Source organism: Leptospira johnsonii (assembly GCF_003112675.1).
GTDB lineage: Bacteria > Spirochaetota > Leptospiria > Leptospirales > Leptospiraceae > Leptospira_B > Leptospira_B johnsonii.
Genome location: NZ_BFAY01000011.1, coordinates 164,580 through 177,516, shown reverse-complemented (window position 1 = coordinate 177,516; position 12,937 = coordinate 164,580). Strand labels below are relative to the sequence as shown.

General features: G+C 43.1%; 14 protein-coding genes. 12 read left to right on the top strand and 2 right to left on the bottom strand.

What is annotated here, in order from left to right:
- Window positions 1–5: 5 nt before the first annotated feature.
- Both LPTSP_RS09645 and LPTSP_RS09640 read right to left on the bottom strand, forming a co-directional pair.
- Window positions 6–431: a MarR family winged helix-turn-helix transcriptional regulator gene (locus tag LPTSP_RS09645; RefSeq protein ID WP_008594860.1), complete on the bottom strand. Its 426-nt coding sequence runs from the start codon at window positions 429–431 to the stop codon at window positions 6–8.
- 18 nt (window positions 432–449) lie between these two features.
- Entirely contained in the window at window positions 450–914 is a 465-nt protein-coding gene (locus LPTSP_RS09640; protein ID WP_008594866.1) for a MaoC family dehydratase, read from the bottom strand.
- Window positions 915–1,418: 504 nt separating this feature from the next.
- On the opposite strand from LPTSP_RS09640, the gene LPTSP_RS09635 reads away from it, so the two are divergent.
- From LPTSP_RS09635 to LPTSP_RS09580, 12 genes are read left to right on the top strand one after another with little or no spacing between them, the layout of a single operon-like run.
- The gene (locus LPTSP_RS09635; RefSeq protein WP_108928582.1) at window positions 1,419–1,796 is read left to right on the top strand and encodes an NADH-quinone oxidoreductase subunit A; all 378 of its coding nucleotides are present in this window, start codon (window positions 1,419–1,421) and stop codon (window positions 1,794–1,796) included.
- Entirely contained in the window at window positions 1,787–2,347 is a 561-nt protein-coding gene (locus tag LPTSP_RS09630) for an NADH-quinone oxidoreductase subunit B (protein WP_020768877.1), read from the top strand. Before LPTSP_RS09635 ends, LPTSP_RS09630 begins: the two co-directional genes overlap by 10 nt.
- Window positions 2,344–2,865, top strand: coding sequence for an NADH-quinone oxidoreductase subunit C (locus tag LPTSP_RS09625; protein WP_108928581.1), 522 nt, complete (start codon window positions 2,344–2,346; stop codon window positions 2,863–2,865). Before LPTSP_RS09630 ends, LPTSP_RS09625 begins: the two co-directional genes overlap by 4 nt.
- An 11-nt stretch (window positions 2,866–2,876) precedes the next feature.
- Complete coding sequence (locus LPTSP_RS09620; protein ID WP_108929863.1) at window positions 2,877–4,091, top strand: NADH-quinone oxidoreductase subunit D; 1,215 nt, start codon at window positions 2,877–2,879, stop codon at window positions 4,089–4,091.
- Window positions 4,091–4,570, top strand: coding sequence for an NADH-quinone oxidoreductase subunit NuoE family protein (locus tag LPTSP_RS09615; RefSeq protein ID WP_108928580.1), 480 nt, complete (start codon window positions 4,091–4,093; stop codon window positions 4,568–4,570). Before LPTSP_RS09620 ends, LPTSP_RS09615 begins: the two co-directional genes overlap by 1 nt.
- A gap of 11 nt (window positions 4,571–4,581) precedes the next feature.
- Window positions 4,582–5,877 (top strand): NADH-quinone oxidoreductase subunit NuoF, encoded by a 1,296-nt coding sequence (gene nuoF, locus LPTSP_RS09610; RefSeq protein ID WP_108928579.1) that lies wholly within the window; start codon window positions 4,582–4,584, stop codon window positions 5,875–5,877.
- Window positions 5,878–5,880: 3 nt separating this feature from the next.
- Window positions 5,881–6,939, top strand: a complete 1,059-nt coding sequence (gene nuoH, locus LPTSP_RS09605; RefSeq protein WP_108928578.1) for an NADH-quinone oxidoreductase subunit NuoH — start codon at window positions 5,881–5,883, stop codon at window positions 6,937–6,939.
- Entirely contained in the window at window positions 6,933–7,544 is a 612-nt protein-coding gene (locus LPTSP_RS09600; protein WP_108928577.1) for an NADH-quinone oxidoreductase subunit J, read from the top strand. The genes nuoH and LPTSP_RS09600 overlap by 7 nt, the downstream gene beginning before the upstream one ends.
- Window positions 7,541–7,876 carry an NADH-quinone oxidoreductase subunit NuoK gene (gene nuoK / locus LPTSP_RS09595; protein WP_425324605.1) on the top strand — a complete coding sequence of 112 codons (336 nt, stop codon included), beginning with the start codon at window positions 7,541–7,543 and terminating at the stop codon, window positions 7,874–7,876. Before LPTSP_RS09600 ends, nuoK begins: the two co-directional genes overlap by 4 nt.
- 4 nt (window positions 7,877–7,880) lie before the next feature.
- Window positions 7,881–9,812: an NADH-quinone oxidoreductase subunit L gene (gene nuoL, locus LPTSP_RS09590; protein ID WP_108928576.1), complete on the top strand. Its 1,932-nt coding sequence runs from the start codon at window positions 7,881–7,883 to the stop codon at window positions 9,810–9,812.
- Window positions 9,813–11,462 carry a complex I subunit 4 family protein gene (locus tag LPTSP_RS09585; RefSeq protein ID WP_108928575.1) on the top strand — a complete coding sequence of 550 codons (1,650 nt, stop codon included), beginning with the start codon at window positions 9,813–9,815 and terminating at the stop codon, window positions 11,460–11,462.
- Complete coding sequence (locus LPTSP_RS09580; RefSeq protein ID WP_108928574.1) at window positions 11,459–12,937, top strand: NADH-quinone oxidoreductase subunit N; 1,479 nt, start codon at window positions 11,459–11,461, stop codon at window positions 12,935–12,937. The genes LPTSP_RS09585 and LPTSP_RS09580 overlap by 4 nt, the downstream gene beginning before the upstream one ends.

The following is a 12,937-nucleotide window of genomic DNA, read 5'->3' as shown; positions in this document are numbered from 1 at the left end:
AAAAGCTACTTTAGATTTTTATAAAGTTTATCCAAAAGTCGGACTAGATCTTTCTTCTCCGGCTCGGTAAAACCTTTATAAAGGCCTGCGAGTAAAGATCTAGAGATCCCAAGCATCACAGGACGAATAGAATAAGCCTTGCGGGTGAGTTGCAGATTGACTACTCTTTGGTCTTGGGTGTCTCTGACCCTTTCCACATAGCCTAAATCTTGTAGTTTGTCCACAAGTGCTGTCAGAGTAGACTTATCTCTGTCTATCATCCGAGCGATATCCTGCATCGGAACCCTTTTGGACATGGCCAATGCGAATAGAATATCCGCATGAGTAGTAGTCAATTGGCCCAGTCCCTTGTCCTTCAGTTCCGAATTCAATCTTCTGTGGAATTCGTCCCTGATCCTAGAAATCAGATAAATGATCGTACGAGGATTCATCTTAGAATGCCTTGCCGATCAAGCGAATTGGTAAAGATAGATCACTTCGCCGATAGCAGCAGGTTTTGCCGCGCCTTCTACTTCGAAGCTAAGTTTTAAGGTCATTCTTGCAGTCCCTCTCAGGTCCTTCAATTCCACCAATTCAGCCCTAAGTTTGAGTTTGGAACCTACCTTGACGGGATCTAAAAATCGGAGTTTTTCCATCCCATAGTTGATCCCCATCTTGATGTTTCGTAATTCTAAGATCTGGCTTAAGAGATAAGGGGCCATAGATAGTGTAAGATAACCGTGAGCGATCGTCGTCCCGAAAGGGGACTCTTTAGCTGCTCTTGCTGGATCCGTATGGATCCATTGGTGGTCCAGGGTTGCGTTTGCGAAAGTATCGATCTGTGCCTGGGTGATTTCGTGAGCGTCGGATACGCCTAGTTCTTTTCCTTCGTAAGCCTGTAGTTCTGCGAAGCTGGAGAGTACGAGTTTAGCCATTTGATTTTGTTCCTGCCGATGCTGGATCTATATGTCCAATACCCTAATTCCTTAAATAGTTTTGTCACCAACTTTTTGGGTAAAACTAGAACGACTGTTCTGTTCGGTATACAAAGTTTTTACACAAAGAGGGGAGGAAAAAGAGAGACGCAGAGAAAATGTTCCGCACAGAGGCACAGAGCCGCAGAGATATGTGGAGCAATTTCAAGAACTTCCCCTCCGTGCCTTAGTGTCTCTGTGCGAAAATAATCGCTGTGCCTCCCTGTGAAGGTGAATTACTTTAGAAAAACTTAAAGTTCTTTTTGCAACATAGAACAGTCGTTCTGTTTTTACGGTAAAAACTCTGTGTCTCTAACCGCGGTATTGAAAGACATTCTCATTTCCAAAAAAGGGAAATTGTAAAATTAGAAAATGATAGAATCCGGTCTTCCGACCTCTTGCAAAGGGCCCATTTGGGATTTTAGATTGACATAGGCGAGTATGGGAGTTTGATAGAAGTTAGATATGGGAAGTTCGCCGGACCATCTAGGCCCCCTGCTGATTCAATTCCTCTTAGGAGTAGGGTTCTCCGCTCTTATACTCGGACTCGCCTTCCTTCTAAACCCCAAAAAAAAATCCAAACCTCAGGACACTTTTGAGTGCGGGGTTCCATACTATGGGGATGCAAAGGGATTGTTCAATATCAAGTTTTACCTGGTCGCAGTTCTGTTTATACTTTTCGATATTGAAGCGATCTTCCTTTTTCCTTACGCCGTGAATTTAAAATCATTCAAAGAGGCGGGACTAGGTAATTTTCTTCTGATAGAGATGTTTGTTTTTATTTTCACCCTTGTGGTTGGACTGTATTATATTCGGAAGAAGGGGGCCTTAGAATGGGATTAAACGAACAACTCGCTCAACCCGGATCGTCTTACGGAGATTCCTTCCAAATTGCGACTGTCGACTCAGTCATCAATTGGGGAAGAAGTTACTCTTTATGGCCTTATCCTTTTGCAACCGCATGTTGTGGAATTGAATACATGAGTACTTCCTGTGCGGATTATGATATCGCTAGGTTCGGAGCAGAAAGACCTTCTTTCTCTCCTAGACAGGCCGACATGATCCTGGTTCTTGGGACAATCACTTATAAAATGGCTCCGGTGCTTCGTGAAATTTACGATCAATTGGCCGAGCCAAAGTTTGTGATCAGCTACGGTGCCTGTGCTTCTTCAGGTGGAATGTTCCATGCTTACTCTGTTTTACAAGGGATAGATAGGATACTTCCTGTGGACCTCTATGTTCCAGGTTGTCCTCCTCGACCAGAAGCGCTTTTGGACGCTGTGATAAAACTCCAGGAAAAAGTAAAAACCCAAGGGTTAGAAGCCAGAAGACAGGAAGTAATGGATAAGATCCGGGAAATGAACGAAAGAAACAAACCCCTGGTCGTCCGATGAAAGAAACAATCCAGAGTTTCCTAAAAGACAAATTTTCTCATTTTATTTCCAAGGAAGAAGAAATACTCACAAATCTTCCTACATTCTTCTTAAAGCCGGAAGGAATTGTTCCTGTTCTTTCCGCTTTAAAAACTGAGCCTGGGATTGAACTAAATTATCTGAATGATCTGACCGCGATCGATTGGTTGGGCAAAAAAACTCCTAGATTCGAAGTCTGCTACCTTCTCCGCTCCGGAAACAAATCCTCTACAAGAGTACAGTTTCGGGTCGCTCTAGAAGAAGACGAAGAAGTTCCGAGCATCATAGGTATTTTCAAAGGTGCGAACTGGCCGGAGAGAGAAGTTTACGATCTATTCGGGATCCGTTTTGCAGGCCATCCTAGAATGGATCGTCTCATTATGCCTGATAATTTCCAGGGTCATCCATTAAGAAAAGATTATCCTTTGGAAGGTTTCGGTCAGGATTATCTGATAGAGGACCTTCTTACCATCCACCTGAACGAAGATATGGAGGCTTGAATATGACGGCGATGTACGAAAAAACCGCGGAACATTTCAGCCTTAAACAGAAAAAACTCCCGGAAGGACATCTACTCGTGAATCTGGGGCCTTCTCACCCTTCTACTCACGGTATTTTACAAAATGTGATCCAACTGGACGGTGAAAGAGTAGTGGATGCAGAATCTGTGATCGGTTACGTGCATCGCAGTTTTGAAAAATTAGGAGAACGTTATACTTATAATCAGTTCTTAGTCTGCACCGACAGGATGAATTACGTATCCACTCCTTTGAATAATATCGGATGGATCCTAACTGTAGAAAAAATGCTCGAGATAGAAGTTCCGGACAAGGTGACTTACGTTCGAATGATCGTCTCCGAACTTTCCAGGGTCATGGACCATATTATCTGCAACGGTATTTTAGGTGTGGATCTTGGCGCATTCTCCGGGATGTTGCATTTATTTCATCATAGAGAGAATATCTATCAGGTCTTGGAAAAACTTACAGGCGCAAGACTTACCACTACATTCTGCAGAGTGGGCGGGCTCGAAAAAGATATTTATCCTGAATTCGAGAAGGATGTGAAGACCATCATCAAGGGTCTTCGTCCTGCGATCGAAGAGTTCCAGTCTTTATTAGTAAATAATAGAATTTTTATGGATAGAACGGAAGGTGTGGGAGGGATTTCCGCTGAAAATGCGATCTCTTACGGCTATTCCGGACCGAACTTGAGGGCTGCGGGAGTTCCTTGGGATATCCGTAAGGACGATCCTTATATGTTCTATGATAAGGTGGATTTCGATATTCCTGTCGGAGAGGATGGTTCCGTTTTTCATAGGACGCTCGTGCGTATGGAGGAGATGAGACAATCTCTTCGTATTGTGGAACAGCTGATCAACGGTCTTCCAACTGGGGCTCATCATGCCGACATTCCTCATATCTATCTTCCTGATAAGAGCAAGGTTTATAATAATATGGAAGAGTTGATCTACCATTTCAAATTGATCATGCACGGGATCAAGGTCCCTAAGGGAGAATATTATATGGCAACCGAGGCAGCAAACGGCGAACTCGGATTTTATATCGTTTCCGAAGGGGAGAAGTCTCCTTGGAGAGTGCATGTACGTAGGCCATGTTTCTGGTTTTATCAATCCTTTCCTGAATTAGTAAAAGGTTCACTTCTTGCAGATACGGTTGCTACCATGAGCTCCATGAATGTGATCGCAGGGGAGTTGGACTGCTGATGAGTTATCAATTTTCTTCCGAATCCGTTTCCAGATTAAACAAATTATTGGAGATGTTCCCGGATAAAAGAAGTGTGATCCTTCCTGGGTTGTACCTCCTACAAAAAGAACAAGGGTTTGTGGACAGAGAAGGAATGGAAGCACTTGCGGAGAAGATAGGCTCACCGATCTCTCTTGCTCAAATATACGGTGTCGCGACGTTTTATACCTTATACAATAAAAAGCCCGTGGGCAAGTATCATATCCAGATCTGTGGAACTTCTTCTTGTTATATGAGAGGAAATGATAAACTCGAAAAACATCTCTGCTCTCGTTTAGGGGTAGAATTGGGAGAAACTACTCCCGATAAAAAATTCACTTTGGAAGAAGTGGAATGTCTGGGAGCCTGCGGATACGCTCCTATGGTCCAGATCAACGATGCATATTATGAAAATCTAACGTTCGAAAAAATGGATGAGATCCTAAGGGGTTTGACCTAAGGGTAAACGTTATGGCAGAAATGAAAATCCTCACTAAATTTATAGATGATCCTCGCTCGAACGAATTGGAATTTTACGAGTCTGTGCATGGCTATGACGGGATGAAAAAAGCTCTGGGCCTGGCTCCGGATGAAATCATAGAGATCGTCAAAAAATCAGGTTTAAGAGGAAGAGGGGGAGCAGGTTTTCCCACAGGACTTAAATGGTCCTTTATTCCTAAGGATATTCCTAAACCCAAATATTTGATCTGCAATGCGGACGAGGGAGAACCTGGAACATTCAAAGATCGTAAACTGATAGAGAATCTTCCCCACCAGATCATTGAGGGGATGGTGATCGGTGCAAAAGCCATCGGCGCCAATAAAGGATTTTTTTATATCCGCGGAGAGTTCAATAAGGGGATCGACTCCATGCAGAAGGCTATCGATGAGGCTTATGCAAAAGGATATCTAGGCAAAAACATCCTAGGCAGCGGATTTGATTTTGATCTGGTATTATATGCAGGTGCAGGTGCTTATATCTGCGGAGAAGAAACCGCTCTTATCAATTCTTTGGAAGGTCGTAGGGGCCATCCTAGATTAAAACCTCCATTTCCTGCGGTTTCCGGATTGTATCGTTGCCCGACTGTGGTGAATAACGTGGAAACTTTTTCCACTGTGCCTCATATCTTGGACAAGGGTGCGGATTGGTATTCTAAGATCGGGACTGAAAAATCCCCGGGCACTCGTTTATTCTCAGTTTCCGGTCATGTGAAAAGACCAGGAGTATACGAGATAGAATTAGGAACTCCTCTATTAGAATTAATTAATGATCTTTGCGGTGGAATGCTGGACGATATGCCGTTAAAAGCGGTGATCCCAGGCGGTTCTTCCGTTCCGATCTTAACTGCAGAAGAATGTAAAACCGCAAACATGGATTTCGAATCTATGGCGGCTCATAAAACAATGCTTGGTTCCGGAGCGGTGATCGTGATCGGAGAAGGCACGGATCTGGTGGAGACAACGTATCGGTTTGCAAGATTCTACGCTCATGAATCCTGTGGACAATGTACTCCTTGTAGAGAAGGGACACATTGGGTGAGAGATCTTCTATATAAGATCAGAGAAGGGGAAGGCACAAGCGCAGACTTGGATCTTATCCTCTCCTTAGCTAGGAATATGGAAGGTGGAACTACTATTTGTCCACTTTCCGATGCATGTGTTGGAGCGGTCAGGCCTACTATCTTAAAGTTCAAACATGAATTCGAAGCCAGATTAAAAGACAAAGCAGACAAAGAAGAAGAAGTATCTGCGGGGACCGGAGCCTGAACCATGGATTGGAATATTGTTCTACTCTGGTTATTAAAAAGTGCGCTTTTTTTCTTAGTGTTCATCACTGCTTGTGCGTATTATACATTAGCAGAACGTAAAGTAGCCGGATTTATCCAGGACAGAAAGGGCCCAAACCGTGCGGGCCCGCTTGGCTTATTGCAACCTTTAGCGGACGGGATCAAGTTCTTAACCAAGGAAGAGATTTTTCCTAAGAACGTGAATAAGGTCATGTATCTGATCGCACCTGCGATCTCTATGACCTGTGCGATCATGGCTTGGGCTGTGATCCCTTTGGGTGGAACTGTTCTTTTGCCGGAGTGGCTTGCGAAAGAGATCGGTTCTCCGTATTTAGACCTACAGATTGCGAATCCAGATACAGGGATCTTGTTCTTGTTTGCGATCTCGAGTCTTTCGGTTTATGGGATCATTCTTGCGGGTTGGTCCAGTAATAACAAATATTCTTTGATCGGTGGGATCCGTTCCACTGCGCAAATGATCAGCTATGAATTGCCTTTGGGGCTTTCTGTGGCGGCTATCGTGATCCTGACCGGATCCTTAAGACTCACTGATATCAACGATGCTCAGATCGGTCTGTGGAATATTTTCAAACTTCCGGGCTTTATCGCATTTTCCGTTTTTGTAGTGGCAATGTTTGCGGAAACAAATCGACTTCCTTTCGATTTGGCGGAAGCAGAATCCGAATTGGTGGTTGGATTTCATACGGAATACGGTGCATTCAAATTTGCGTTATTCTTCATTGCGGAATACATGAATATGATCACCATGAGTTGTGTGGTAACTATCCTGTTTTTTGGTGGATACCATCTTCCTTTCGGTTTGTTGGACGGATCTATTTGGAAGGCCTGGGTAGGACTCGGGTTTTTTATCGTAAAAGTGTTGTTCTTCGCATTTTTGTTCATGTGGGTGAGGTGGACGTTGCCTAGGTTCAGGTACGATCAGCTTATGACGATCGGCTGGAAAAAAATGATCCCTTGGGCAGTGGCGAATATAATAGTCGCAAGCGTTTACGTTGGTTTGGACGGTTTCTGGAAATGGTAGGAATATTTGATAATCCTCAGCTTCTGCTCTTTTTTATTTTTAGCGGAGTATTGATTGCCGGCGCTCTTGGTGTGGTTTTTCATCCGAACGCGATTAGTTCCGCAGTTTTACTCGTGCTTTCTTTTTTTGCGTTAGCCGGAATCTACGCTGTGATCGGTTCCGTTTTTGTGGCCACCATGCAGATCTTGGTCTATGCAGGGGCGATTATGGTGCTTGTGGTTTTCGTTCTAATGCTTCTATCTTTGCATGATGAAGGGGCCGCAAAACTTTGGAACCACCCGCTCAAAAAAGTTTTGGTCCTTTCGGTAACGGTATTACTTGCAATTGTGCTTATTCATTCCGTGAAGGAAGGTATCCCAAACACAGATGCTACTCCTAACGGATATTCGGCTTCTGGATCTTACGAGTATACCTTGTCCGAATCGGAAGAAGGTAAGGCAGGTGTGATCGCAGAAGGAAATACCGCTGTGGTCGGAAGTTCCATGTTCTTGGATTATCTTCTTCCTTTTGAAATAGTTTCCATTCTACTTTTGGCTGCCGTGCTTGGTGCGGTTATATTAGGAAAAAAGAATTTAGGTAAAAAAACAGAAGAAGGGGAACAATGAATCCGGGAATTCTGAAACCAACTCTCGCGGGGATCCCCGTGGAATATTTGCTGATCCTTGCCTGTATCGTTTTTTCTATCGGCGTCGCCGGGGTTCTGTTCAGAAGAAGCGCAGTCATCATCTTCATGAGTATAGAGCTCATGTTAAACTCTGTAAATTTAGTATTTGTTGTTTTTTCCAAATCACTTCATCAGGTTCAGGGAGAAGTGGTGGTGTTTTTCGTGATGGCAATCGCAGCAGTGGAAGCGGCGATCGGTTTGGCCTTAGTGGTCGCAATTCATAGAAAGAAAAAGACAAGTTTCGTAGACGAAATGAATTTAATGAAATGGTAATTCGATGAGTTGGGAAATCCTTATACCGGTTTTAGTTTTTTCTCCTCTTCTTGGATCCGTATTAAACGCATTGTTCGGAAGATATTGGAAGGATCTTTCTGGTCCGATCGGGACTTTATTGTCTTTTGTTTCCTTCGGAGCTAGCGTATTCGCATATGTACAATTCCATCCTTTAGAAAGACAGGATGCACAGATCGTTACCCTATTCAATTGGGTAGAAGTCGGGAATTTTAAAGCGGATCTTGCATACCAAGTGGATCAGCTTTCTCTGTTCATGGCATTGATCATTACCGGGATCGGAAGTTTGATCCATCTCTACTCAATCGGATACATGAAAGGAAATCCCGGGATCGGTAGATTTTTTTCTTATCTGAACCTATTCGTCTTCTTCATGCTCCATTTGGTTTTAGCGGAAAACCTGGTGGTTCTATTTTTCGGTTGGGAAGGTGTTGGGCTTTGTTCTTATCTTCTGATCGGGTTCGATACTCATAAAGAAAACGCCGCACAAGCAAGTATCAAGGCTTTCGTTACCAATAGGATCGCTGACTTGGCGATGATCGGGGGAATTGCTCTGACCTATTGGCTTGCAGGTTCAGTCTCCTTTATTACAATTTCTGAATCTTTGCCACAGGCAAAGTTTTTGCTGAACGCACTTCCTTTTGTTGCGATCTGCTTTTTTATCGGAGCAATGGGAAAGTCTGCTCAATTCCCATTCCATGTTTGGTTGCCGGATGCGATGGCCGGACCAACTCCGGTTTCCGCTTTGATCCACGCGGCTACCATGGTAACTGCAGGACTCTTCTTGATCGCAAGATTGAATTTTATTTTTATCTTAGTGCCTAAGGTAGGTTTTTGGATCGTTTGTATCGGAACATTCACCGCATTTTTTGCGGCGACCATAGGCGTTTACCAAAACGATATCAAAAAAGTTTTAGCTTATTCTACGGTTTCTCAGCTCGGTTATATGTTCGTAGCGATGGGAACAGGCGCTTATGTAGCGGGACTTTTCCATCTATTGACACATGCATTTTTTAAGGCTCTTCTTTTCTTGGGCTCCGGTTCCGTAATCCATGGATTGTCCGACGAGCAGGATTTGAGAAGAATGGGCGGACTCAAGTCCCAGATGAAGATCACCTGGTTGACCTTCCTTTTGGGGACCTTGGCGATTGTAGGAGCTCCTCCGTTCAGCGGATTTTTCTCTAAAGATCTTATCTTGGAAAAAGCTTTCTACTTTCATCCTGTATTCTTCGGGATGGGAATTGCTACCGCATTCTTAACTACATTCTATATGTTCCGCCTAACGTTCTTGGCATTTACCGGTAAATCTCGGGTTTCCCATCATGTGCATCCTCATGAATCTCCTTGGACCATGACTTTGCCACTGGTTATTTTAGCAATCGGCGCTGCGTTTTCCGGATATTTATTGGTTCCTGAATCCTTAGGAGGCGGAATTGATTTCCTAGAGAAGTATTTTTCTCCTGTTTTTGCAAAAGGATTATTGTATTCTTCTCAGCAAAAGGGTCCTACGGAAGTTCATCATTTAAGCCATGAGTTGGAACTCCTACTGGCCGGACTTTCTTTAGGAGCGATCCTTCTCGGGGTAGGGATCTATTGGTTCTTTTTCGGCAAAAAGGAAAAGTTGCCTTTAGATGAATCCGCATATAGTGGCTGGAGAATTCTCCCTGCAAACAAATACTTCATAGATGAAATTTTCAAAAACGTTCTGATTGGGCCGATCTCCGCTTTATCCGAATTTTTATCCGAAGTGATAGAGAAACGTTTGATAGACAGGGTTTTGACCGGAACCGGAAAAATTTCCGGAGGTATCTCCTCATTACTACGTAGATTGCAGACGGGTACCGTAGTAGATTACGCTTTCCTAATCGTCTTAGGGACTGTTTTGATCTTGTCCGTATTCTTATGGAGGGGAATCTAAGTGCCCCAATACTATTTAAGCATTCTATTATTTTTGCCTGTTTTAGGGATCCCTTTCTTATTCTTTTCTAAGAACGAAAAATGGATACGGCTCTGGTCTTCGATCGTGACTCTCGGAGTTTTAGGGATGACCGTCCCTCTGTTTTTGGAATTCCTAAAAGGGGACAGCGGCTTTCAAGCTACACATCGCATCTGGAACTTTCTGCAATTACAGTCGGGAGGATTGGATTATCATATAGCGATAGACGGATTCTCCTTATTGCTAATTACGATGTCCGCGCTACTATTCTTTCTTTCAGCTTTATCCGCTTTTTCTAATGTAAAGCATAGGGTCCGAGAATTTTTTATACTTCTTCTTTTGGTAGAAACAGGTGTGATCGGAGTATTTCTTTCGGTCAACTTGATCCAATTTTACGTTTTCTGGGAATGGATGGTCCTTCCTTTTACCTTAATGGTAGGGATCTGGGGAGAAAAAGGAAGAATCAAGGCCGCAATGAAATATCTGGTATTCTCTTTTACCGGATCCGTTTTCATGCTGGCGAGCATTTTGGTTTTATATCATTATACACACACATTCGATCTAGAAGAATTAGCCGTGGCTTCCCTGAATTCTATTCCTGGGAATATTAAGTTTTGGTTATTTATAGGATTTAGTTTCGCATTTGCGATCAAGGTACCTTTATTTCCTTTCCATACTTGGATGCCTGATGTTCATGAAGAAGCTCCGACTGTAGGTTCCGTTGACTTAGCGGGTATCCTGTTGAAGATCGGACTATTCGCTTATGTGAGAGTGGTTATCCCTCTTTTTCCTCAAGTATTTTTGGAATACAGGAACTTGCTCATTGCTCTCGCAGTGGCCGGGATCGTTTACGGAGCGCTGGTCGCTCTGACCCAGAAAAACAGTAAACGTTTAGTTGCGTTCTCTTCTCTTTCCCATATGGGATTCTGTATTTTAGGGATCTTAACGCTTACCGAAGAAGGTGTGGCAGGTGGAATGCTCCAGATGGTGAATCACGGGTTCACTTCGGGACTTCTTTTCTTTATATTAGGATTCTTGCATGAAAGAACAGGGACCAATGAATTGAAGGATTATTCCGGTCTTGCTAAGTCTGCTCCATTCTTGGCCGTAGCGATCGGTCTGGCTGCGTTTGCAAGCGCTGGGCTCCCCGGGACAAACGGATTCGTAGGAGAATTTTTGGTTCTTATCGGAACTTTCAAATATAGCCTTCTTTACGGATTCCTAGCAGGATCTGCGGTAATCTTTGCTGCAGGGTATATGTTATATTTTGCAAGGAATTTGCTATTCGGTGAGCCGAATTCGCTATCTTCCGGTTTGTCTCCTTTAAATGTACGGGAGAAGTTTATAGTCTCGGTAGTTGCAGGAATTATAATATTAACAGGGGTTTTTCCAAACATTCTACTCGAATATTTGAAACCTAGTGCAAGAGTAGTGTTGAACCTCACTTCCAAGCAAGCTCTGCAAGAGAGAGCCTTTTTGGAACAAGAAGGTACTCTGAAAAACACCAAAAAGAAATTTATAAATTATAGGACCTTGGGCGTAGAGCCTCCTAGTTATGAGGATAGGATCAGTTCCGGACGAGGAACGGGGATCCCGGGTAAAAAGACAGTGTCCCAAGAGGCGGAAGAATGAATTTAATTCCAAATTCCAACGATCTAATTTCTATACTTCCTATTCTGGTTCTTTCCGGAGGAGGGATCTTATTACTTGGATTGCAGTTCTTTTTCCAAGGATTCGAATTTAGGATCGTTAGATTCACTTCCGGGTTGGTTTTGATCGCCGCATTCTTTTCTCTATTTGTTTCTCATTCAAACCCTGGAGTTGGCTCTTATTTTTCAGGACATTATGAAATCTCCACTATAGGTTTCTGGTTTGGAGTATTGTATCTGGTTGCCGCATTCTGCACAGTTCTTGCTTCTCCGAGAGTATTAGAACAAAATAAAATGGAATTTCCCGAGTTCTATCCTCTTCTTCTATTTTCAGTAGTCGGAATGTTCCTAATGACTTCCGGAACGGACACGGTTACCATTTTCGTTGGACTGGAATTGATGTCAGTATGCTTGTATGTTTTGGTAGGAATGGCCAGAAGCGATGTTTATTCTTTAGAAGCTAGTTTAAAGTATTTTCTTTTGGGAAGTTTTTCTACCGGATTTTTCTTATTCGGAATGGCATTCTTGTTCGGAGGATCAGGCACGACTCATTTACAAGACTCTTTAAAACCTTTGGTGAGTTCGGGATTTGATTCCAATTTTACGAAGATAGGACTATTACTTTTACTAACCGGGATATCATTTAAGATCGCGTTATTCCCATATCATTCTTGGACACCTGATGCTTATGAAGGAGCCCTGACGCCGGTTACTGGATTTATGGCGACTGCTTCCAAGTCCGCTTCGATGGGATTGTTATTAGTTGTCTTTTCTAAATTTCCTATTTCCGTTGCCGGTGGAGAGTGGACCTGGGTGATGGGAATTTTAGCTCTGATGTCGATGACGTACGGAAACTTCGTGGCTTTAAAGCAGACCAGTTTAAAAAGAGTTTTGGCATATTCTTCAATCGCTCATGCAGGCTATGTTGTTGCCGGGATATCCTTAGGCGGAAAAGAAGAAGTCTTATTCTATCTGATCGTATATTCTTTCATGAGTTTGGGAGCATTTGCAGTCCTTTCTTTCTTGGAAGAGGGGAATCGTCACGTAACGTATGAATCCATTGGTGGACTTGCAAAGTCCAGGCCATGGACAAGTTTTGCATTATTCATTTTCTTCTTATCCTTGGCTGGAATTCCTCCTTTAGGCGGTTTCTGGGCAAAGTTATTCTTATTCCAGAAGATCGCAGAAGGAACGGATCAGATATCAAGATGGTTGCTCATCGGAGGGATTGCAAACTCCGCACTAGCGCTATATTATTATGTAAAAGTAGGAATACTTGCTTACATGAGCTCTGAAGAAGGAGAAATTTCTAAATTAGATTCTCCTAAAGCGAGTTACGGGGTAATATTCGTTTCTGCAGTTTCTTTGGTTGCAGTGTTAGTGGGATGGTATTTTCTCCAACCTAAGGATTTGAATCATTTAAAGTTTGCAAACAAATCCGCAGAATTACGAAAGTAA

Excerpts from the sequence above, each read along its gene's own strand:
- LPTSP_RS09630 (WP_020768877.1), top strand. The coding sequence starts at position 1,787 with ATGGGATTAAACGAACAACTCGCTCAACCCGGATCGTCTTACGGAGAT.
- nuoF (WP_108928579.1), top strand. The coding sequence starts at position 4,582 with ATGGCAGAAATGAAAATCCTCACTAAATTTATAGATGATCCTCGCTCG.
- LPTSP_RS09620 (WP_108929863.1), top strand. The coding sequence starts at position 2,877 with ATGTACGAAAAAACCGCGGAACATTTCAGCCTTAAACAGAAAAAACTC.
- LPTSP_RS09635 (WP_108928582.1), top strand. The coding sequence starts at position 1,419 with ATGGGAAGTTCGCCGGACCATCTAGGCCCCCTGCTGATTCAATTCCTC.
- LPTSP_RS09645 (WP_008594860.1), bottom strand. The coding sequence starts at position 431 with ATGAATCCTCGTACGATCATTTATCTGATTTCTAGGATCAGGGACGAA.
- LPTSP_RS09580 (WP_108928574.1), top strand. The coding sequence starts at position 11,459 with ATGAATTTAATTCCAAATTCCAACGATCTAATTTCTATACTTCCTATT.
- LPTSP_RS09615 (WP_108928580.1), top strand. The coding sequence starts at position 4,091 with ATGAGTTATCAATTTTCTTCCGAATCCGTTTCCAGATTAAACAAATTA.
- LPTSP_RS09625 (WP_108928581.1), top strand. The coding sequence starts at position 2,344 with ATGAAAGAAACAATCCAGAGTTTCCTAAAAGACAAATTTTCTCATTTT.
- LPTSP_RS09640 (WP_008594866.1), bottom strand. The coding sequence starts at position 914 with ATGGCTAAACTCGTACTCTCCAGCTTCGCAGAACTACAGGCTTACGAA.
- LPTSP_RS09600 (WP_108928577.1), top strand. The coding sequence starts at position 6,933 with ATGGTAGGAATATTTGATAATCCTCAGCTTCTGCTCTTTTTTATTTTT.
- nuoH (WP_108928578.1), top strand. The coding sequence starts at position 5,881 with ATGGATTGGAATATTGTTCTACTCTGGTTATTAAAAAGTGCGCTTTTT.
- nuoK (WP_425324605.1), top strand. The coding sequence starts at position 7,541 with ATGAATCCGGGAATTCTGAAACCAACTCTCGCGGGGATCCCCGTGGAA.
- nuoL (WP_108928576.1), top strand. The coding sequence starts at position 7,881 with ATGAGTTGGGAAATCCTTATACCGGTTTTAGTTTTTTCTCCTCTTCTT.